The organism is Vibrio sp. 9-16B-A1 (assembly GCF_056726165.1).
In genome coordinates, this window is the sequence record NZ_JBSDZD010000001.1 from 598,294 (window position 1) to 619,167 (window position 20,874).

18 protein-coding genes are annotated in these 20,874 nt (G+C 52.6%); 1 reads left to right on the forward strand and 17 read right to left on the reverse strand.

Features of this window, described 5'->3' with window-relative positions; translation table 11 throughout:
* Position 1 precedes the first annotated feature (1 nt).
* From thiL to ACVB80_RS02805, 15 genes are all read right to left on the reverse strand, one after another.
* Positions 2-976, reverse strand: coding sequence for a thiamine-phosphate kinase (gene thiL / locus ACVB80_RS02735; RefSeq protein WP_481079723.1), 975 nt, complete (start codon positions 974-976; stop codon positions 2-4).
* An 81-nt stretch (positions 977-1,057) separates the two neighbouring features.
* Positions 1,058-1,525: a transcription antitermination factor NusB gene (gene nusB / locus ACVB80_RS02740; RefSeq protein WP_481079724.1), complete on the reverse strand. Its 468-nt coding sequence runs from the start codon at positions 1,523-1,525 to the stop codon at positions 1,058-1,060.
* Positions 1,525-1,995 carry a 6,7-dimethyl-8-ribityllumazine synthase gene (gene ribH, locus ACVB80_RS02745; protein WP_004415274.1) on the reverse strand — a complete coding sequence of 157 codons (471 nt, stop codon included), beginning with the start codon at positions 1,993-1,995 and terminating at the stop codon, positions 1,525-1,527. Before ribH ends, nusB begins: the two co-directional genes overlap by 1 nt.
* Positions 1,996-2,139: 144 nt before the next feature.
* Positions 2,140-3,036, reverse strand: a complete 897-nt coding sequence (locus ACVB80_RS02750; protein ID WP_481079725.1) for a 1,4-dihydroxy-2-naphthoyl-CoA synthase — start codon at positions 3,034-3,036, stop codon at positions 2,140-2,142.
* A gap of 131 nt (positions 3,037-3,167) precedes the next feature.
* Positions 3,168-3,911, reverse strand: a complete 744-nt coding sequence (locus ACVB80_RS02755) for an alanyl-tRNA editing protein (protein WP_481079726.1) — start codon at positions 3,909-3,911, stop codon at positions 3,168-3,170.
* Positions 3,912-4,038: 127 nt separating this feature from the next.
* Positions 4,039-5,148 carry a bifunctional 3,4-dihydroxy-2-butanone-4-phosphate synthase/GTP cyclohydrolase II gene (gene ribBA, locus ACVB80_RS02760; protein ID WP_481079727.1) on the reverse strand — a complete coding sequence of 370 codons (1,110 nt, stop codon included), beginning with the start codon at positions 5,146-5,148 and terminating at the stop codon, positions 4,039-4,041.
* Between the two features lie 95 nt (positions 5,149-5,243).
* Positions 5,244-5,897 carry a riboflavin synthase gene (locus ACVB80_RS02765; protein WP_481079728.1) on the reverse strand — a complete coding sequence of 218 codons (654 nt, stop codon included), beginning with the start codon at positions 5,895-5,897 and terminating at the stop codon, positions 5,244-5,246.
* 7 nt (positions 5,898-5,904) lie between these two features.
* Entirely contained in the window at positions 5,905-6,996 is a 1,092-nt protein-coding gene (gene ribD, locus ACVB80_RS02770; RefSeq protein WP_481079729.1) for a bifunctional diaminohydroxyphosphoribosylaminopyrimidine deaminase/5-amino-6-(5-phosphoribosylamino)uracil reductase RibD, read from the reverse strand.
* Positions 6,996-7,445: a transcriptional regulator NrdR gene (gene nrdR, locus ACVB80_RS02775; protein WP_481079730.1), complete on the reverse strand. Its 450-nt coding sequence runs from the start codon at positions 7,443-7,445 to the stop codon at positions 6,996-6,998. Before nrdR ends, ribD begins: the two co-directional genes overlap by 1 nt.
* 105 nt (positions 7,446-7,550) lie before the next feature.
* Entirely contained in the window at positions 7,551-8,795 is a 1,245-nt protein-coding gene (locus ACVB80_RS02780; RefSeq protein ID WP_481079731.1) for a glutamate-5-semialdehyde dehydrogenase, read from the reverse strand.
* Positions 8,796-8,807: 12 nt separating this feature from the next.
* Positions 8,808-9,941 carry a glutamate 5-kinase gene (proB, locus tag ACVB80_RS02785; RefSeq protein ID WP_481079732.1) on the reverse strand — a complete coding sequence of 378 codons (1,134 nt, stop codon included), beginning with the start codon at positions 9,939-9,941 and terminating at the stop codon, positions 8,808-8,810.
* A 110-nt stretch (positions 9,942-10,051) separates the two neighbouring features.
* On the reverse strand, positions 10,052-10,444 hold the full coding sequence (gene crl / locus ACVB80_RS02790) for a sigma factor-binding protein Crl (protein WP_481079733.1): 393 nt from the start codon (positions 10,442-10,444) through the stop codon (positions 10,052-10,054).
* 80 nt (positions 10,445-10,524) lie between these two features.
* Complete coding sequence (frsA, locus tag ACVB80_RS02795) at positions 10,525-11,772, reverse strand: esterase FrsA (RefSeq protein WP_481079734.1); 1,248 nt, start codon at positions 11,770-11,772, stop codon at positions 10,525-10,527.
* Between the two features lie 90 nt (positions 11,773-11,862).
* Positions 11,863-12,321: a xanthine phosphoribosyltransferase gene (gpt, locus tag ACVB80_RS02800; protein ID WP_481079735.1), complete on the reverse strand. Its 459-nt coding sequence runs from the start codon at positions 12,319-12,321 to the stop codon at positions 11,863-11,865.
* A 62-nt stretch (positions 12,322-12,383) separates the two neighbouring features.
* Entirely contained in the window at positions 12,384-13,679 is a 1,296-nt protein-coding gene (locus ACVB80_RS02805) for an NCS2 family permease (RefSeq protein ID WP_481079736.1), read from the reverse strand.
* A 975-nt stretch (positions 13,680-14,654) separates the two neighbouring features.
* Here ACVB80_RS02805 and ACVB80_RS02810 point away from each other — a divergent pair.
* Positions 14,655-16,109, forward strand: a complete 1,455-nt coding sequence (locus ACVB80_RS02810) for an aminoacyl-histidine dipeptidase (protein ID WP_481079737.1) — start codon at positions 14,655-14,657, stop codon at positions 16,107-16,109.
* 205 nt (positions 16,110-16,314) lie between these two features.
* Here the strand turns inward: ACVB80_RS02810 and ACVB80_RS02815 are convergent, their stop codons facing one another.
* On the reverse strand, positions 16,315-16,620 hold the full coding sequence (locus ACVB80_RS02815) for a DUF3622 domain-containing protein (protein ID WP_481079738.1): 306 nt from the start codon (positions 16,618-16,620) through the stop codon (positions 16,315-16,317).
* A 134-nt stretch (positions 16,621-16,754) separates the two neighbouring features.
* Positions 16,755-20,648, reverse strand: a complete 3,894-nt coding sequence (gene purL / locus ACVB80_RS02820) for a phosphoribosylformylglycinamidine synthase (protein ID WP_481079739.1) — start codon at positions 20,646-20,648, stop codon at positions 16,755-16,757.
* Between the last annotated feature and the right edge of the window lie 226 nt (positions 20,649-20,874).

Genomic DNA, 20,874 nt, shown 5'->3' on the forward strand with positions numbered 1-20,874 from the left:
ATTACTGCGCCTTAAAATGATCATAGCCGGACAGTTCCCAGTCCAGGTTCTGCCCGTCGCGCTGCAGATACAGCTCGCCACCGGTACGGATCTGGCCGATACAGGTCGCTTTGGTGCCGGTCGGAGCCAGCAGGGTATCCATCTGGCCCTTGTGCTCTTCCGGTATGGTGAAGCAGAGCTCGTACTCTTCACCACTGGAAAGGGCCAGCTGAGCTGCTTTGTCCCGGTCGCCACGGCAATATTCCACCAGCTCATTGGAAACCGGCAGTGTATCAACATCAATGACAGCACCCACCCCGGAACCTTTCAGAATATGCCCCAGGTCTGACACCAGTCCATCACTGATATCCAGACAGGCACTGGCCACGTTACGCAGAGCCTGACCCGCCAGCATACGCGGCGTAGAATGATAGTGACGGTACTCAAGGGTATCCGCGTGTGGCATGGTGCGTCTGGCATCGTCCAGAATCACTTCCAGACCCGCCGCACTGTCACCCAGATTACCGGTTACATAGATCCAGTCACCGCCTTTCGCGCCATCACGGCGCAGCGCCTGACCTTCAGGAACAAAGCCCTGCACCGTCAGCGTCATGCTCAGCGGGCCTTTGGTGGTATCCCCGCCAATCAGCTGAACATTGAAGTAGTTAGCGAGATCGAAAAAAGATTCAGTAAATGGTGCAAGCCAAAGCTCATCAGGCTCCGGCAGGGTCAGTGCCAGCGACACCCACGCAGGAGAGGCGCCCATGGCGGCAAGATCACTTAAGTTGGAGGCCAGCGCTTTGTGCGCGACCCAGGCCGGATTAGCATGAGGGACAAAATGGGTTCCGGCAACCAGGGTATCGGTACTGATCGCGATTTGAACGTTATCCGGCGCTTTCACCAGCGCGCTGTCATCACCGAGTGAGAGCTGAACATCCTTTCGCTGGGTCTGCCGGTTAACAAAATATTGGGTAATTAAACTGAATTCACCTGCCATGGCACTGTCTTTATACTTAAAATTTGCTTCATTATACAAAAAGGCCAGCACTGTGGCTGGCCTTTACTTATTCTGTAACACTTACTTCTTGCGTACGTGTGGTGCCGCTTTATCCAGCACACCATTAACGAACTTGTGGCTGTCTTCTGCTGCGAATGTTTTCGCCAGCTCAATCGCTTCGTTGATAACCACTTTGTATGGTACATCTTCGCGACGGGTCATTTCGTACATTGCCATACGAAGCAGAGCCAGTTCCATCATGTCCAGATCCTGCATCGGACGAGACAGGTAAGGACGCAGTTTGCCATCCAGTTCGGTGTGGCTCAGCACAACGCCTGTCAGCAAGTCACGGAAGTAGGCTACGTCAGTCTCCGGAGTTTTCAGAGCTGGTTCAGAAGCGTGATGCTCTTCTTCATCATATTTCCCGCCATTCAGGAACTGCTCTTCAACAACGGCAACATTTTCTTTAGTAATCTGCCAAGAATAGATAGCTTGCAGAGCAAACTGACGTGCATTACGACGTGCGGCTGGTTTCACACTGGCCCCCATTAGGAATCGATTTCAGATAGAACGTTAATCATTTCTAGCGCGCTCAGTGCAGCCTCTGCACCTTTATTACCAGCCTTGGTTCCTGCGCGTTCGATAGCTTGATCAATGGTATCAACAGTCAGGACACCAAACGCCACCGGAAGAGAGTATTCCAGAGACACCTGTGCCAGACCCTTGTTACATTCACTGCACACATAGTCAAAGTGTGGTGTACCACCACGGATCACTGTACCCAGTGATACAATTGCATCAAATTTGCCGGTCTTGGCAACACGCTGAGCAACCAGTGGCAGCTCTACTGCACCCGGGCAACGAACAACAGTAATGTTGTCTTCGCTGACCTGACCGTGACGCTTCAAAGTATCGATCGCACCAGACAGCAGGCTTTCGTTAATAAAACTGTTAAAACGAGAAATAACGATAGCAATTTTTGCATTTGGTGCCGGGAAACCACCCTCGATCACTTTCATAAGCCTTCCTTTAACTATTTGCATCAAGTGAGAATCGGCGGATTCTACCACAATTTTGTGAGGATTATCTAATAAATTTTGACCATCCGCCGCGAAGCAAAAAGCGGCCCGGTGGCCGCTTTTGTCTCACAGGATGATACCCGATCAATAGTGCCACGGGAAGCGGCTGAAGTCCTGATCGCGCTTTTCCAGAAATGCATCGCGACCTTCCTGAGCCTCATCAGTACCATAGGCGAGACGGGTCGCTTCACCGGCAAACAACTGCTGACCAACCAGGCCATCATCCGGCAGGTTGAAGCCGTATTTCAGCATCCGCATTGCAGTCGGCGACTTACTGTTGATCTCTTTCGCCCAGCGCAGGCCCTCTTCTTCGAGCTTATAGTGCTCAACTACTTTGTTCACCATGCCCATTTCGTACGCTTCCTGGGCACTGTAATCAAAGCCGCAGAAGAAAATTTCACGGGCGCGCTTCTGGCCAATCATTTTCGCCAGATAAGCCGAACCATAACCGGAATCAAAGGAAGCCACATCCGGGTCAGTCTGCTTAAACACCGCGTGCTCTTTTGAAGCCAGGGTCAGATCACACACCACGTGCAGGCTGTGACCACCGCCGACTGCCCAGCCAGGAACCAGCGCAATCACTACTTTAGGCATAAAGCGGATCAGACGCTGCACTTCCAGAATATGCAGGCGGCCCATACGCGCCACATCAGCGCTGCCAGGCTCTTCACCTTCGTATTTGTAACCGTCTTTACCACGGATACGCTGATCACCGCCGGATGAGAAAGACCACTGGCCTTTCTTCGACGGACCATTACCGGTCAGCAGCACGCAGCCAACATCAGACCACTGTCGGGCGTGGTCCAGTGCAGTATAAAGTTCATCCACCGTTTTGGGACGAAAAGCATTCAGGCAGTCCGGACGGTCAAATGCAATGCGAACCGTGCCGTGCTCTTTCGCCCGGTGGTAGGTAATATCTTCAAAATCAAAACCTTCCACTTCATCCCACAGTTCAGGATTGAAAATCGTTTTGTCGAACATAGCTGCGCGCTCCTTTCTGTTTTTTCTAAAGCACTTGTTATTTCAATTCGTTGCAAGGGAGCATAACTGGCATGCCCTGCCCAGACCACTCTTTTTAAACCATTTTGCCAATCTGAACTGTTGTCTGAGGCTTACACTAAGGTGAAACGCATGCTGGTCTTGCCTTTTTTGATTTTGATTTCCAGCTCAAATTCCCCAATGCTGCCCGTACCCGAAACGTGCAGACCACCACAAGGCACACAGTACTCTCCACATTGCCAATAACGGAAATCCGGATTCTCCGTATCTGCAAAAGTCGTCACCCTGACATCACTCTCTATATACCGTTGCATTTCTTCCATAATGGCTGCTTTCGCGTCGACCATCTCCTGGTCCGCAAAGTCATAGCGATTGATCCCGTAACCATCCTGGATATCAGATGTTGTCGGTACAGGTAACTCTCTTCCCAGCACCTTCCCGGTAACACAATGCAACAGATGCGCTATGGTATGCGCGCGCATCTGACGGTAACGGAATGCCCAGTCTATGGTTAACCTGACTTCAGCACCACTCAGCAACCGGCAGATTTCAGGATACTGCTCCGGCTTTATGTTACCCATAATGTGCATCACACACTCACCTTCCGCACGGGTATCCGTGATGTCGATAAAACAGGGCTCCCCGTCCACCGGTTTAACTACTTCGATCACCGCCCGGTCACCTTTTTGCCCTCCGCCGTGGACATAGGCCAGGGTTTTATCCAGACAGACATAAATTCCGTACTTATCGTGAACCGCCACACTCACCACTTTTGCTGTGATTTCGGTTGCCTGTGGCTGATTGTAGTACTCCCGTCCGGTCTTCTGCCCGGTTGTATTTAGCTCTGCTACTGTCATGCTCCGCCTCAATCTTTTGTGAACTTAATCACACTATAAGGACTGCTTTGGGCCGGGGCTTGTAAAAAAGTGACAGATACAAAAACGCGAGCCAAAAAGGCCCGCGTTTTCTTAAAGCCGGAGTTGACTACTCACAAACATATTCAACTACGTTGAGACCAAAACCACCCAGAGCGTGGTAACGCTTATTACTTGATGAGAGCAGGCGCATGTCGCTTATCCCCAGATCCGACAGGATTTGAGAACCCACACCGACCCGGCGTGAGGTGCCCTGCCTTTTGGCCATCGCAGGGGCTTCGCCCTTGTCCTGCTGCTCAAACATTTTTACTTTGTGGATCAGGTAGTCACCGGATTCTTCATTCCCCAGAATCACCAGTACCCCGCCTTCATCGGCGATTTTCTTCATCGCTTTTGGCAATGCCCAGCTACGTTCTGCGCTGCGGTCTGAATGAAGAATATCGGTAAACGTATCCTGCAGGTGAACCCGCACCAGTGGTGCCTGACTGCTGTTGCCCTGCTTACACAGCGCATAATGGATCTGGTTATCGATGGTATCGCGGTAGGTTACCAGCTCAAACTCACCGTATTCAGTCGGCAGCTTACATTTGGCCACACGCTCGATAGTGGTTTCGGTGTTGTTACGGTACTCGATAAGGTCAGCAATGGTGCCAAGCTTAATATCGTGTTTTTCCGCAAACACTTCGAGATCCGGGCGGCGCGCCATGGTGCCGTCTTCGTTAAGGATTTCCACGATAACCGATGCGGGCTCAAGACCAGCCAGACGGGCCAGGTCACAACCTGCTTCGGTGTGTCCTGCACGGGTCAGCACCCCGCCATCCTGCGCCGCCAGCGGGAAAATATGCCCCGGCTGAACCAGGTCAGCCGCTTTGGCATCTTTCGCCACCGCCGCCTGCACCGTCACCGCGCGGTCTGCCGCCGAGATACCGGTCGTCACACCTTCCGCCGCTTCAATAGATACGGTGAAGTTGGTGGTGTACTGGGCGTTATTGTCCTGCACCATAGGCGGCAGGCCCAGACGTTCACAACGCTCCTTAGTCATGGTCAGGCAGATCAGTCCCCGCCCGTACATGGCCATAAAGTTGATCGCTTCCGGCGTAATACATTCAGCCGCCATGATCAGGTCGCCTTCGTTCTCCCGGTCTTCATCATCCATCAGGACGACCATCTTACCGGCACGAATATCATCAATAATTTCTTGTGGGGTACTGATTGGCATTGATTGATCCTTCTTATTATTGGTACGCGGTCCGTGGTTACGTGGTCCGCGGAACTTCCCCGAACCGCGAACCACGTAACCACGAACCCGCTTTTTTACGCAAACCCATTCTGTTGCAGGAATTCCATGGTGATTTTCGACTCCGGCTGCTCTTCCTGCTGGCCCTGCAGCAGGCGTTCCATGTAGCGGGCCAGTACGTCGACTTCCAGGTTTACCTTACGGCCGACCTGGAAGCTGTCGATAGTAGTTTCGCTGCTGGTGTGCGGCACGATAGTCAGTTTAAATGCGTTTTTGCGCAGGCCGTTGACCGTCAGGCTGATGCCATCCACAGTGATCGAGCCTTTTTCTGCCACGTATTTTGAAATCTCAGCTGGCATGGAAACCCAGAACTCGATGGCGCGGCCGACCTGGTTGCGCTCAACAATCTCGCCCACGCCATCCACGTGGCCGGAAACGATGTGACCGCCAAAGCGGGTGGTCGGCAACATGGCTTTTTCAAGGTTCACCGCATCACCGACTTTATAGTCAGTAAAACCGGTTTTGTTCAGGGTTTCCAGCGACAGATCCGCGCTGTAGCTGGTGTCGTTAAACTCCACCACCGTCAGGCAAACCCCGTTGGTGGCAATACTGTCACCGAGCTTTACATCGCTCATATCCAGCTTGCCCGATTCCACGGTCACTGTGATGTCTTCGCCTTTTGGTGTAATGGCGGCCAGGCGTCCTGTCGCCTCTACAATTCCTGTAAACATGGTTTCATTACCTGCTCAGCGTTGCGATAACGCGTATGTCTTTACCGACCATACGGGTGTCGGTAATAGTTAAATCAATACAGTCGGCCATTTCAGTCAGGCCCAGACCAGCCAGCACGCCACGGCCATCCCCGCCCATCAGTTTCGGGGCAAGATAGAGCACCAGCTCATCCACCAGTCCGGCTTTAATCATACTGGTCGCCAGTGTTGCTCCGGCTTCGACCCACAGATGGTTGATGCCATGGTCACGGGTCAGCGTATCCATCAGTTCAGGCAACTGATAACCGGCTTCGTCCTGACTCACCTGTGCTTCGCCCTTCGGCGCAACGCGGATGATTTCACCAGGCGTATTAAACAGCTTAAGCTCCGGAGTCAGTTTGTTCTGCCGGTCGAGGATAACCCGGACAGGCTGTCGCAGCTCACTTTCCGGATATTCAGCCTGAACCGATTCAGGCAGCTCACCCCAGCGCACATTGAGGCTGGCGTTATCGGCGATAACGGTCTGGCTGGTCGAAAGAATGGCTCCGGCGCGGGCGCGGAACTGCTGCACGTCACGACGGGCGGCCGGGGAAGTGATCCACTGGCTTTCACCATTAGCAAGTGCGGTCTGACCGTCCAGGCTGGCTGCCAGCTTAAGCTGTACATAAGGACGGGAACGGGTCATCTGAGAAATAAAGCCCGGATTAAGCGCAGCGGCATCGGCTTCAAGCAGACCGATTTCCACTTCAATCCCGGCTTCACGCAGCATAGCGATGCCTCTGCCAGCCACCAGCGGATTGGGATCCTGCATAGCGCAGATAACTTTGCCGACACGGGCTTCAATCAGCGCACTGGCGCACGGTGGTGTTCGGCCAAAATGAGAGCAGGGTTCAAGGGTGACGTAAGCGGTCGCCCCTTCAGCTTTCTCTCCGGCCTGACGCAGGGCGTGCACTTCAGCGTGCGGCTCCCCGGCGCGGTAATGCAGGCCCTCTCCGACAATTTCACCGTCTCTGGTGATCACACAGCCTACTTTGGGATTAGGCGCAGTGGTATAAACGCCGCGGCGCGCCAGTTTCAGCGCGCGCAGCATCATCTGGGAATCAAATTGGGTAAAAGCCATCAGTCTTCCAGCTTGGCGATCTCTTCGCCAAATTCGCGAATGTCTTCAAAGCTGCGGTATACAGAAGCAAAGCGGATATAAGCGACCTTATCCAGCTCTTTCAGCTGCTCCATAACAAGGTTACCGATCATCTCACTCGGTACTTCACGTTCGCCGGTTGCACGCAGTTTGGATTTGATGGTGCTGATCGCCAGCTCAATCGCGTCCATGCTCACCGGACGCTTCTCCAGCGCTCGCTGGAATCCGCCGACCATCTTATCTTCGTTAAATGGTTCGCGGTTACCGTTGGACTTAATCACTTTTGGCATCACCAGCTCGGCGGTCTCAAAAGTAGTAAAACGTTCATGGCACGCCAGGCACTCACGGCGGCGGCGAACCTGATGACCGTCCGCGACCAGGCGCGAGTCAATGACCTTGGTGTCATTCTCTGAACAAAATGGACAATGCATATCACCTCCAAAAAACAGTCGGTTTAGTGTAACGGAAACCCTGAATCCATGGGAAATAAAAAAGGGCTCAAATGAGCCCTTTCATAAACTTAACGCGCGTTTTTGTTAACTGCGAGCCAGATAGTTGGCTTTACCGACCCATTTATAGCTGGTCAGCTCCTCAAGGCCCATAGGTCCACGGGCATGAAGCTTCTGGGTAGATACTGCTACTTCAGCTCCAAGGCCAAACTGAGCACCATCGGTAAAGCGGGTAGAGGCGTTCACGTATACCGCAGCCGAACCGGCTGAGTTAATGAACTTCTCTGCGCTCTCCAGGCTGTCGGTCATGATCGCATCGGAGTGACTGGCGTTATGGACACGCATGTGATTGATCGCTTCGTCCAGGTCCGACACCACTTTCACACCAAGGGTGAAGCTCAGCCACTCGGTATCAAAGTCGTCTGCGCCGGCATCACGGGCTTTATCACCCAGAACGGCCTTCGCTTTTGGCTCTGCCACCAGCTCAACCCTGCTCTGCAGGCGCTCAGCCAGCATTGGCAAAAACTCTGTGGCCACCGCTTCGTGTACCAGCAGGGTATCGAGCGCATTACAGGCTGACGGGCGCTGCACCTTGGCGTTTTCAATCACGTCCAGGCTGCGGGTCAGGTCTGCGCTCTCATCGACAAACGCGTGAGAAATACCAAAGCCACCGATGATCACCGGAATGGTGCTGTTCTCTTTACACATCTTGTGCAGACCGGCACCACCACGCGGGATGATCATATCCACGTACTCATCCAGCTTCAGCAACTGGCTGACCAGCTCGCGATCCGGTTTTTCAATATACTGTACTGACGCCGCTGGCAGGCCGGATTTATCCAGCGCATTCTGGATCACTTTCACCAGCTCCATATTGGAGTGGAAAGTCTCACGGCCACCGCGCAGGATACTGGCGTTACCGGTTTTAAGGCACAGCGCGGCAATGTCGATGGTCACGTTAGGACGGGCTTCATAGATCACCCCAACCACACCCAGAGGGACGCGGCGACGCGACAGCGACATACCGTTCTCCAGTACCTTGCTGTCAATTTCACTGCCTACCGGGTCATTCAGGCTGATCACGTTGCGCACATCACCGGCGATACCAGCCAGGCGCTGTTCGTTCAGCATCAGGCGGTCCAGCAGGGCTTCACTCATACCCGCCGCGCGGCCCGCTTCAAGATCTTTTTCATTCGCTTTCAGAATATCGGCCGCATTGGCTTCCAGCTCATCGGCGATCATCGCCAGCGCCAGGTTCTTCTGTTTGGTGGAAGCGGTTGCCAGGGTAAATGCCGCGTCTTTGCCCGCGACGCCCATTGGGGTTAAATCCATTTCTCTCTCCTGTCAGTCGTGAATAACGACCAAATCGTCACGGTGAATTACTTCTGAACCATACTCGTAACCCAGTATGGCACTGATATCTTTACTGTGTTTGCCAACAATCTTCGCCAGGTCCTGGCTGGAATAACTGCTGAGCCCTTTGGCAATCAGCCTGCCCTGTTGATCGCAGACCCGGGCTACCTCACCACGGGCGAAACTGCCGTGAACCTTCACCACACCTTTGGCCAGCAGGCTGCTGCCACGGCCGACTACTGCGCTTACCGCACCGTCATCGATAACGATGTCGCCACTGGCTGCCGGGCCCGCCAGGATCCAGCGCTTACGATTTTCCAGCGCCTCTTCCAGCGCCACAAAGCGGGTGCCGTGCATATTCTCACCCAGGCTGTCAAAAATCACATTCTCACCACTGCCGGCCGCGATGATCACCTCGATTCCTGCATGACGGGCAATATCGGCTGCCTGCAGTTTAGTCGCCATACCGCCGGTACCAAGCGTGGTGCCGCTGCCACCCGCGATTTTACGCAGGGTATCATCGATGGTCTTGACCTCTTTGATAAGCTCGGCGTTCGGATCATTGCGCGGGTCTGCGGTAAACAGGCCTGGCTGGTCGGTCAGAAGCAGCAGCTTATCTGCACCACACAGAATGCCCACCAGCGCAGACAGATTATCATTATCGCCTACTTTAATTTCTGTGGTTGCCACTGCATCGTTTTCGTTAACCACAGGAACAATGCCGTGCTCAAGCAGGGCGTTGACCGTATCCCGGGCATTGAGGAAGCGTTCGCGGTCTTCAAGGTCGGCACGGGTCAGCAGCATCTGGCCGATCTTAATGCCGTAAATCGCAAACAGGGATTCCCAAATCTGAATCAGCTTGCTCTGTCCCACAGCGGCCAGCAGCTGCTTGCTCGACATAGCGTTGGGAAGTGCGGGGTAGCCCAGGTGCTCACGCCCGGCCGCGATAGCGCCCGATGACACGATAACAACGTTATGACCCTGTTTTTTCAGGGCGGCACACTGACGAACCAGTTCAACCATGTGCGCACGGTCGATCTCTAATGTTCCTCCGGTCAGAACGGAGGTGCCCAGTTTGACCACTATGGTCTGAGGCTTTGTCACTTTCCCTTGGCTTTGATTCATTTGGATAATCAATAAAAAAACAAACACGAACCGTTGTTTTAGCAATGAAGACGGGATTTAACAAGCAAAAAAGGCGCATAAAAGCGCCTTTTTAAGGGGACAAACCGTAATTAGTGTTCGACAGGAACCGAATCAGGATGAAGGCTGTAGCCAAGCTGATGTTTTTCCTCAAGGGCTTTGGTGAGCTTCTGGTCAAATACCGACAAAGTTTTTAAAACTTCCTCATGGGCCTGAGCCGGAACTTCCTCCGCTACCCATTCGCCGGCCTGGTTATAAAGCCCGAGATGAAAGCGCGCTTCAAAACCTTCTTCCTGCTGATTAAACTCCATCCACCAGCCCCAGAACTCCCGTTTTTCCGGAGATTTTTTCTCATCGACACAAACCGACAGACAATCGAACAGATAAAAGCCTTCTTGCGATAACGGCTCTCTCAGATAAGGACCAACAGCTTTAAAAGTGGTAAGCAAGCGGTAATGGGTCGGACTCAGCGTCTTCTCTGACATAGTGAATCTCCATTTCAGTTATAAGAATGATGCAGTTTAACAATTGCACTACATCATCCTTACCTGGATTACAGAGATTGTCACCTAAATAGTTCTTCTTCCAGCCAATTTATTGCCAAATCGAGGGATTGCTCATATCCCCGGGTGATATTCTCAGCCTTGATCTGCTTCGCCATACCACCGTGACTGAACAGTGAAACCAGTTTGTTATCGGTATGAGGACATACCGGATCCCGCTCCAGCCCCATCGCCAGGATCGGCACCTTTGTTTTGCGGCTCACCAGAAAACCCTGAGTCTTGAGCGACCAGGCTTTCATCTGACCGGCAAGGCTGTTGATCTCGACCGGCGATTTACCAAGCCGGGAGGCAAGTACATCCAGGTACATCTTGGGCATGTTTTTCAGCTTTTCTGACGATGCCAGAATATCGTGGATCGGCGCGCCGAGCGTCACACAGGCCTTAACCTTAGTCTGCTCAAGGAAAGAGAGACGTACCATGGAATTACCACCGAAACGGAAACCCAGCAGTCCTACGCGGAAATGGTCAACCCAGGGCACTTTTGGCAACTCATTGAGCACCGCCTGGTGCAGACAGGAGGAGTCTTCACTAAGGTGCCAGTGAACGCTGTGACCAACTGACGGCATATCTATGGTCAGCATGGCGATATTGGCCGGGGCCAGATAATCACGGAACAGACGCCACATATCCGTCTGCAGGCTGTCGAGACCCGCGCTGACGATCACCACCGGCTGCGGCTTCTCTGTACTGGAAAGGTGCAGGTGAGCCACGATCTTACGGTTACGGTAAGGGATCTCCAGCTGCTTGATGATATAGCTGCTGCGCTTTGCCCCTTCATGGTATGCACTGCTGGCCAGAAGCTGAGCCTGAAGAGCCAGGTTGTCCCCACGCAGATGCGGATAACCGGCGATACTGAAACAGAGCGAGGCATTGAAAAAACGCTCCGCCGCTTCATCCCCTGCCAGCTCAATGCCCTGCTTCTGGTGGCGCATTCCGAGTTTGGTCCACTCATACGCCCAGTTACCCGGACGATAGCCCATCACAGTATCGAGCCACTCGTCTTCGGTGCGTGAACCGTCGGACCCGGCGATCCGGGCCAGAACCGCTTCCTGCTCAATCGGGTCGATCCCCTGCCAGACCCACTGCAGGCGGCGGAGGTTCCGGTACCAGGCAAAGCCGTCTTTCTCTTTTTTCTCTTCCAGCCACTCAGCACTGCTCGGCATGTACTGGGTCAGGGCCGAGGTCTCTTTCGCCTGTCTGTGTTTTTCAAACAGGACTTCTGAAAGGTTTACGTTTTGTGTTTCCGCCATATCTCGCTCTTGGCCCGTGGTGTATAGGCTAATCATATAAAAAAAAATGGCCCAAATCCGGGCCATTTTTAAGATTACATAAATATCGCGTTATTTTTTGTTGATAGGGTCAACAAAAGTGATCGCCATATCCCATGGCTGCTCAATCCAGGTGTCCTGCGCAATATCAACGACATAGTCATCAAGCAGTTCAACACCTGCCGGCTTGGCACATACTGCGATCAGCTTGGCTTTTGGATACATTTCACGCAGTTTGCGCGCGGTGTCACCGCTGTCTACCAGATCTTCAACGATAAGGTAGCCTTCACCATCACCTTCCGGTGCTTTCAGTACAGTCATATCCCGCTGATGATCGTGGTCATAGCTTGAGATACAAACGGTATCAACGTAGCGGATGCCCAGCTCACGGGCCAGAATCGCTGCCGGCACCAGGCCACCACGGGTTACACCGATAATGCCTTTCCACTGTTCTGCCGGCATTTGACGTTCAGCAAGCTCACGACAATACATGTGCATATTGTCCCAGGTGATGATAAATTTTTTAGTCATAGTAATCTTCGATCAATCAAGTTTCAGCAGTCATCAAACGTTTGCTTTAAACGATTGCTTATTTACGCCGCTGACAATACAAATTTAAGAATGAAAATGGCAGCCATGATCCACACACTCAGGGAAACATCGCGACCTTTGCCACTGAACAGCTTGATCGCCGCGTAAGCGATAAAGCCCAGGCAAATACCATCTGCAATCGAGAAAGTCAGTGGCATCAGCAAACAGGTCACAACAACCGGAGCCGCTTCTGTCAGGTCGCGCCAGTCAATGCTGACCAGACCAGAGAGCATCAGAATTGCTACATAGAAAAGGGCACCCGCCGTAGCGTAAGCCGGGATCATACCAGCTAATGGCGAGAAGAATAATGCAAGTAGGAACAAAATGCCAACCACAACCGCAGTCAGGCCGGTACGGCCACCCGCCACTACACCAGAAACACTTTCAATGTAAGAGGTTGTGTTCGACGTACCCAGCAGCGCACCCACAGAAGTTGCCGTAGAGTCCGCCAGCAGCGCGCGGTTCAGGCGTGGGATTTTACCATCCTTGCCGATAAGCTCTGCCTTGGTTGCCACTCCCACCAGGGTGCCTGCGGTATCAAACAGGTCAACAAACAGGAACGCGAAGATCACCGAGATCATGCCCACTTCAAAAATGGCTGAGAAATCCAGCTGGAGAAATGTCGGTGCAATGCTCGGTGGCGCAGACATGATGCCGTGATACTGAACGTCACCAAAAAGGATACCCAGACCGGTTACCGCCAGGATTGCGATCATCACCGCACCTTTCACACCGCGGTGAACCAGAGAGATGGTCAGGAAGAAACCTACTGCTGCCAGTACTGCCGGCAGAGAGGTAATTGCGCCCATAGAGACCAGTGTCGCCGGGTTGTCTACTACGATGCCGGCGTTCTTCAGGCCGATAAACGCCAGGAACAGACCGATACCGGCAGAGATACCGGTACGCAGGGAAAGCGGAATTGAGTTGATGATCCACTCACGGATCTTAAACACACTCAGCAGGATAAACAGCACACCGGAAACAAATACCGCTGCCAGTGCCACCTGCCAGGTATGACCCATACCCAGAACCACCGAATAGGTGAAGAAAGCGTTCAGGCCCATGCCCGGCGCCTGAGCGATCGGGTAGTTAGCCACAAAGCCCATGATGAAACAGCCGATCGCCGCCGCCAGACAGGTCGCAACGAAAACCGCGCCACGATCCATGCCGGTGTCCGCCAAAATGGCCGGATTGACAAAAATAATGTACGCCATGGTAAGGAAAGTAGTCACCCCGGCGATAATTTCAGTGCGGACACTGGTTCCGTTCTCACTGAGTTTGAACAACCTCTCAAGCATTGTGGTATCCCTAAAAATGATAAAACTAAACGATTGCGTAAACGATTGGCGCGAATTATAGAGTTATCAAATAGCAATTTCTAGTTCGAAATGGCGTTTTCATCGTATTTTCAGACACAATCTGCGCAAGATAAGCGAAAAAGCAGAGCCACCACAAATCATAAGCCAGGTAAATCAATGGCTAACAACAAAGTTCACTCCGGGTTTGATTCAGGACAATAAAGCATCATGTAGCAAACTTTCACCTAAGAAAGTACGGCTGAAGCGGGACTTAACTGACAATATAGAGGGGTATACGTGCACTCATGCGCACAGGTAAGCAGGAATAAAAAAACGCCACTCAAGAGTGAGTGGCGTGAGAATCATTTCAACCAAATGGTTGTAAGAAAATTCCAAATATTAGGGGGTGAACTTTCGTTCAAATCACATGTTTGGTTAAAACTTAGTAACCGAAACCTGTAAATACGTTGAAGCTTTTGGCGTTAGAAGTACATACGTTTGTGTTAGACCAAAAACTTGCAGAAGACATACCGTTCATAATTATCACCTTAATAAATCAAAACAAAATTCATACTGTTTCTCGGTTCCATGGAGGCGATAGTTCGGACTCATCCTATGAGCATTTAGCGCTTCACTCTGGAAGTGGTTATAAATATACCACCAAGAAATTTTATTACAACCCCAAAACGTGCATAAATCACACTTTTTCGCATAAATTGATTCAAGTCAATTTATACGTGTAATTAAATTACAAAAAGAGCAGTAAACCAGCCTTACTCAGTAGCCAACTTACAAAATGCATGTTCAGGAAATATGACATGCCGCCGGTTTTTGATCTGCTGCAGCACTTTAGACAATCACTTCTCAGTGGTATGCTGTTTTCCCTGCAAAATGAAGGGCAGACAAACCATTTCTGCTGGATCCTCATCCATCCACGGCTGTTTGCCCCATATATAATCAGTTAAGGAGTATTCCGTGTCTGAAATCAGTCAGCTTTCCCCTGCCCCATTGTGGCAGTTTTTCGACCAAATCTGTTCTTTCCCTCATCCTTCCGGTCAGGAAGAAGCTCTTGCGCAGCACATCGTAAGCTGGGCCCAGGAGCAGGGTCTGGACGTACGCCGCGACCCAACCGGTAACGTCTTTATTAAGAAACCAGCTACGGCAGGTATGGAAAACAAAAAAGGCGTAGTACTGCAGGCGCATATCGATATGGTGCCGCAGAAGAATGAAGACACGGATCACGACTTCAGCAAAGATCCTATTCAGCCATACATTGATGGCGAATGGGTAACAGCCAAAGGTACCACCCTTGGCGCAGACAACGGTATCGGCATGGCGACCTGTCTGGCGGTACTGGCTTCTGACGAAATCAAACACGGCCCGCTTGAAGTGCTGCTGACTGTTGATGAAGAAGCCGGCATGACCGGTGCGTTCGGCCTGGAAGCCGGCTGGCTGGAAGGCGACATCCTGCTCAACACTGACTCAGAGCAGGAAGGCGAAGTCTACATGGGTTGTGCCGGTGGTATCGACAGCACCCTGACATTTAAAACTGAGCGTGAAGCCTTGCCACAGGGTTACGTTGTACGCCAGCTGACACTGAAAGGCCTGAAAGGCGGTCACTCTGGCTGTGACGTTCACACCGGTCGCGGTAACGCCAACAAACTGATGGCACGCTTCCTTGCCGGTCACGCTGCAGAGCTGGATCTGCGCCTGACCGAGTTCCGTGGCGGCAGCCTGCGTAACGCCATTCCGCGTGAAGCGTTTGTCACTGTGGCTCTGCCTGAAGAAAACATGGCAAAACTGGAAGAGCTGTTTGAGTTCTACACTAACCTGCTGAAAACCGAGCTTGGCCGTGTTGAGACCGATATCGTCAGCTTCAACGAAGCCGCGCAAGCCAAAGACGTGCTGGCGCAAAACGATCAGCAGCGCTTTATTGCCGCACTGAACACCTGCCCGAACGGCGTGATGCGTATGAGTGATGAAATCGAAGGCGTGGTAGAAACTTCACTAAACGTTGGCGTGATCACCACAGAGCAGGACAAGATCACCGTACTGTGTCTGATCCGTTCCCTGATCGACTCTGGCCGCTCTCAGATTGAAGGCATGCTGAGCTCAGTGGCTGAACTGGCAGGCGCTCAGGTTGAATTTTCGGGTGCATACCCTGGCTGGAAGCCGGATGCGGACTCTGAAATCATGGCAGTATTCCGTGATATGTATGAAGGCATCTACGGGCATAAACCAAACATCATGGTGATCCACGCCGGTCTGGAGTGTGGCCTGTTCAAAGAACCTTACCCGAACATGGACATGGTTTCTTTCGGCCCAACCATCAAGTTCCCTCACTCTCCGGATGAGAAAGTGAAGATCGACACAGTGCAACTGTTCTGGGATCAGATGGTCGCTCTGCTGGAAGCGATTCCGGAGAAATAAGGCTCTGGGCTCTGGGCTCTGGGCTCTGGGCTCTGGGCTCTGGGCTCTGGGCTCAACAAGCAGAGTTTATTACTCTGACCTTACGGTCAAGACATAGCTCAGCTTTTCCACTTCTCTAAGAGCGAGCTCCCCCCAGGGCCAAGCGCCTCGAGCCTAGCGCCTCAAACAAAAAAAGGGTTGGCATCACGCCAACCCTTCTTCTTTTTTACTCTTCGTCTTCCGACTCAGCTTCGCGGGCAGCTTTTGCTTCCGCGGCTTTAGCCGCTGCAGCCAGGGCTGCGGCTTCTCGCTCACTGCGTTTTTCGGCTTTACGATCGTTGCGTTTTGCCTGGTTTGCCACGAACTCTGCCAGAGTTGCTTCAGCCCACTCCATGGCCTTTTCTTCGCTTTCAAAGCCCATTTCGCGCTTTGAAACGATGCTGCGGCGTGAAGTCACCTGACGGGTGATCTCTGCGCACCAGCCGTTTTTCTTTTCAGAAACCTTGATATTAAATTTTTTGCTGTTGGCCATGATATTTTCCACAATGAAGTGCAGATCTCATCACCTGCACAGATTCAAATTCCGGGCGCGCATTAGAGCACATTTTTGGCGATAAAAAAACCGCCGGCTTACGCCAGCGGTTCCGGGGCTAAAAAGAGAGAGAATTAACCCAGGTTCTTACGCGCGTTCTGGAACATACGCATCCACGCACCATTTTCGCCCCAACTGTCCGGGTGCCATGAGTTCGCCACGGTACGGAACACACGCTCCGGGTGAGGCATCATGATGGTCACGCGGCCATCAGCAGTCGTCAGACCGGTGATCGCATTTGGCGAGCCGTTCGGGTTGTTCGGATACTGCTGAGTCGGGTTACCGTGGTTATCCACGTAACGCAGTGCCACCGTACCTGAGTTCTCAATCGCATTCAGGTGCTCACCGTCGCGAACTTCTACGCGGCCTTCACCGTGAGAAACAGCGATAGGCATACGTGAACCTTCCATACCACTGAAGAACACAGAATCAGACTTCTGAACTTCAACCAGGCTGAAGCGTGCTTCAAAACGCTCAGATTCGTTGCGAACAAAGCGTGGCCACAGATCAGCACCCGGGATCAGCTCTTTCAGGTTCGACAGCATCTGACAGCCGTTACATACACCCAGAGAGAAAGTATCTTCACGCTTGAAGAAGCCTTCAAACTGGTCACGTGCCTGTGCATTGAACAGTACTGACTTCGCCCAGCCTTCACCAGCGCCCAGTACGTCACCGTAAGAGAAGCCTCCACAAGCCACCAGGCCGTTGTACTCTTCCAGTACTGCCTGACCGGTCAGGATGTCGCTCATGTGAATATCAACCGCTTCAAAGCCAGCGCGGTCAAACGCCGCTGCCATTTCAACGTGAGAGTTCACGCCCTGCTCACGCAGGATAGCCATCTTAGGCCTGGCGCCGGTTGCGATAAACGGTGCCGCAACGTCTTCGTTAACGTCATAGCTCAGGTTTACGTTCAGGCCCGGGTCAGTGTTGTCTTTCTTGGCTTCAAACTCCTGGTCTGCACACGCAGGGTTGTCACGCAGTGCCTGCATCTTATGGGTCGTTTCCGCCCAGATGGTACGCAGTTCAGTGCGGTTACGCTCAAGAACCACGGTTTCACCAGAGGTGATAACCAGCTCATCTGACGCTTCAACAGAGCCGATAACGTGTGAACACGCTTCCAGGCCGTTCGCAGCCAGTACGGTCTTAACCGCATCCAGGTCTTCGTTCTTAATCTGAACGACAGCACCCAGCTCTTCGTTGAACAGCGCCGCCAGAGCGTCATCACCCAGCGCTTCGATGTTAGCTTTCACGCCACAGTGACCGGCAAATGCCATCTCTGCCAGAGTCACGAACAGACCGCCGTCACCCTTATCATGGTAAGCCACCAGCCTGTCATCACGAACCAGAGTCTGCATCGCGTCAAAGAAACCTTTCAACTGCTCAGCATTGTCCACGTCTGCCGGCTTGTCACCCAGCTGCTTGTAAACCTGCGCCAGTGCGGTAGCGCCCAGACGGTTCTTACCGTTACCAAGATCAACCAGAAGCAGTGAAGTCTCGCCCTTGTCAGTACGCAGCTGAGGCGTCACTGTCTTGCGAACGTCTTCAACGCGGCCAAACGCAGTGATAACCAGAGACAGCGGTGAAGTCACTTCTTTGTCTTCGCCGTTCTCGTTCCACTTAGTCTTCATAGACATTGAATCTTTACCCACAGGGATAGTCAGACCCAGCGCCGGACACAACTCTTCGCCCACCGCTTTAACTGCTTCGTACAGACCCGCGTCTTCACCCGGGTGACCCGCAGGAGACATCCAGTTTGCAGAAAGCTTGATGCGCTTAATGTCACCAATGTCGGAGCCTGCAATGTTGGTCAGGGACTCACCCACAGCCAGACGTGCTGACGCGCCAAAGTCCAGCAGAGCAACCGGAGTACGCTCACCCATAGACATGGCTTCACCGTGGTAAGTATCGTAGCTCGCTGCAGTTACTGCGCAGTTCGCTACCGGCACCTGCCATGGACCTACCATCTGGTCACGTGCAACCAGACCCGTTACCGAACGGTCACCGATGGTGATAAGGAACGTCTTCTCTGCAACGGTTGGCAGACGCAGCACGCGGTCAGCCGCTTCATTCAGCTCAATACCGTCACGGTTGATTGCCGGGCTGTCTACTTTCAGCGTTTTCGCATCACGGTGCATCTTCGGCGGCTTGCCAAGCAGGATATCCATAGGCATATCGATTGGCGTGTTGTCGAAGTGTGAATCTTCCAGAGTCAGGTGACGCTCTTCAGTTGCCTCACCCACTACTGCGTACGGTGCGCGCTCACGCTTACAGATAGCGTCGAACACGTCCATATTTTCAGGAGCAACCGCCATTACATAGCGTTCCTGGGACTCGTTACACCAGATTTCCAGCGGGCTCATGCCCGGCTCATCGTTTGGTACGTCACGCAGCTGGAATTTACCGCCGCGCTCGCCGTCGTCTACCAGCTCAGGCAGTGCGTTAGAGATACCGCCCGCACCCACATCGTGGATAAAGGCGATTGGGTTTTGCTCACCCAGCTGCCAGCAGCGGTCGATCACTTCCTGACAACGGCGCTCCATTTCAGGGTTTTCACGCTGTACGGAAGCAAAGTCCAGATCTTCTGCCGACTGGCCAGAGGCCATAGAAGAAGCCGCACCGCCACCCAGGCCGATGTTCATCGCCGGACCACCCAGTACGATCAGTTTTGCACCAACCGGGATCTCTTTCTTCTGTACGTGCTCGTCACGGATGTTACCCATACCACCAGCGATCATGATTGGCTTGTGGTAACCACGGATCTCTTCACCCGCGTGAGAGGTCACTTTTTCTTCGTAAGTACGGAAGTAACCCAGCAGGTTAGGACGGCCAAACTCGTTGTTAAACGCCGCGCCACCCAGAGGGCCTTCGGTCATGATGTCCAGCGCAGTTACGATACGGCCAGGCTTGCCAAAATCAGTTTCCCATGGCTGCTCGAAGCCAGGAATACGCAGGTTAGACGTGGTGAAACCAACCAGACCCGCTTTAGGCTTGCCACCGATACCGGTCGCGCCTTCGTCACGGATTTCACCACCGCTGCCGGTAGAAGCACCAGGCCATGGCGAGATCGCAGTCGGGTGGTTGTGGGTTTCCACCTTCATCAGAATGTGCGCGTCTTCCTGGTGGTAACCGTACTGACGGCTTTCCGGGTTGGGGAAGAAACGGCCTACTTTAGAGCCTTCCATTACCGCTGCATTATCTTTGTACGCAGACAGAACGTAATCTGGGTGAGTCTCGTAAGTGTTTTTGATCATCTTAAACAGCGATTTTTCCTGGTCTACGCCATCGATAGTCCAGTCCGCGTTGAAGATCTTGTGACGACAGTGCTCCGAGTTCGCCTGAGCAAACATCATCAGCTCGATGTCGTTCGGGTTACGGCCCAGTTTGGTGAAGTTCTCAACCAGGTAGTCGATCTCGTCTTCTGCCAGCGCAAGACCCAAAGAAACGTTCGCTTCCTCCAGTGCTTTGCGGCCACCGGCCAGGATATCTACCTGAGCAACCGGCGCAGGCTCAGCTACAGTAAACAGTGCTGCTGCAGCTTCCAGCTCAGTGAAAACCACTTCCATCATGCGGTCGTGGATAAGCGCTTTCACGGCGTTGGTCTGTTCAGCATTCAAAGGCTGTGAAGATTCGATGTAGTACGCAGTACCACGCTCCAGACGTTTTACTTTGTCCAGACCACAGTTGTGTGCGATGTCGGTAGACTTTGAAGACCACGGAGAGATAGTGCCAGGACGCGGAGTCACCAGCAGTAAAAGACCTTGCGGCTCATGCTCTTCGATAGTCGGGCCGTAAGTCAGCAGCTTTTCAAGTTTGTCGAGCTCAGGCGCGTCAAGGTCAGCGGTCAGGTCAGCAAAGTGCATAAACTCTGCGTAAATACCTGTTACCGGCAGATCTTGCTCGCGGCAAAGTTCCAGTAGTTTGTTAACACGAAACTCAGAAAGAGCTGGGGAGCCACGCAAAATTCTCATGTGCTTAGGTCTCTTATGCAGTTAGTTAAGGTGATATTGGAATAAATTCAGCAGGTTAAGTACAATTTGTAAAACTTATCCCAATTTCACCTCGCTTGTGCGGGCGTATTATAGAGCAAAAATTTTTGTGACGTAACCACAAAAGCAACCGTTTGCGTGTTTTTTTTTAATCGCGGATTTTCCGGTCGCTTTTCACTGTTTTTATTTCTGCTGCTTTGCCCCCCCG

What these genes read in the sequence shown, in the direction of transcription:
- thiL (WP_481079723.1), bottom strand. Translation starts at nt 976, where the DNA reads ATGGCAGGTGAATTCAGTTTAATTACCCAATATTTTGTTAACCGGCAG.
- nusB (WP_481079724.1), bottom strand. Translation starts at nt 1,525, where the DNA reads ATGGGGGCCAGTGTGAAACCAGCCGCACGTCGTAATGCACGTCAGTTT.
- ribH (WP_004415274.1), bottom strand. Translation starts at nt 1,995, where the DNA reads ATGAAAGTGATCGAGGGTGGTTTCCCGGCACCAAATGCAAAAATTGCT.
- ACVB80_RS02750 (WP_481079725.1), bottom strand. Translation starts at nt 3,036, where the DNA reads ATGTTCGACAAAACGATTTTCAATCCTGAACTGTGGGATGAAGTGGAA.
- ACVB80_RS02755 (WP_481079726.1), bottom strand. Translation starts at nt 3,911, where the DNA reads ATGACAGTAGCAGAGCTAAATACAACCGGGCAGAAGACCGGACGGGAG.
- ribBA (WP_481079727.1), bottom strand. Translation starts at nt 5,148, where the DNA reads ATGCCAATCAGTACCCCACAAGAAATTATTGATGATATTCGTGCCGGT.
- ACVB80_RS02765 (WP_481079728.1), bottom strand. Translation starts at nt 5,897, where the DNA reads ATGTTTACAGGAATTGTAGAGGCGACAGGACGCCTGGCCGCCATTACA.
- ribD (WP_481079729.1), bottom strand. Translation starts at nt 6,996, where the DNA reads ATGGCTTTTACCCAATTTGATTCCCAGATGATGCTGCGCGCGCTGAAA.
- nrdR (WP_481079730.1), bottom strand. Translation starts at nt 7,445, where the DNA reads ATGCATTGTCCATTTTGTTCAGAGAATGACACCAAGGTCATTGACTCG.
- ACVB80_RS02780 (WP_481079731.1), bottom strand. Translation starts at nt 8,795, where the DNA reads ATGGATTTAACCCCAATGGGCGTCGCGGGCAAAGACGCGGCATTTACC.
- proB (WP_481079732.1), bottom strand. Translation starts at nt 9,941, where the DNA reads ATGAATCAAAGCCAAGGGAAAGTGACAAAGCCTCAGACCATAGTGGTC.
- crl (WP_481079733.1), bottom strand. Translation starts at nt 10,444, where the DNA reads ATGTCAGAGAAGACGCTGAGTCCGACCCATTACCGCTTGCTTACCACT.
- frsA (WP_481079734.1), bottom strand. Translation starts at nt 11,772, where the DNA reads ATGGCGGAAACACAAAACGTAAACCTTTCAGAAGTCCTGTTTGAAAAA.
- gpt (WP_481079735.1), bottom strand. Translation starts at nt 12,321, where the DNA reads ATGACTAAAAAATTTATCATCACCTGGGACAATATGCACATGTATTGT.
- ACVB80_RS02805 (WP_481079736.1), bottom strand. Translation starts at nt 13,679, where the DNA reads ATGCTTGAGAGGTTGTTCAAACTCAGTGAGAACGGAACCAGTGTCCGC.
- ACVB80_RS02815 (WP_481079738.1), bottom strand. Translation starts at nt 16,620, where the DNA reads ATGGCCAACAGCAAAAAATTTAATATCAAGGTTTCTGAAAAGAAAAAC.
- purL (WP_481079739.1), bottom strand. Translation starts at nt 20,648, where the DNA reads ATGAGAATTTTGCGTGGCTCCCCAGCTCTTTCTGAGTTTCGTGTTAAC.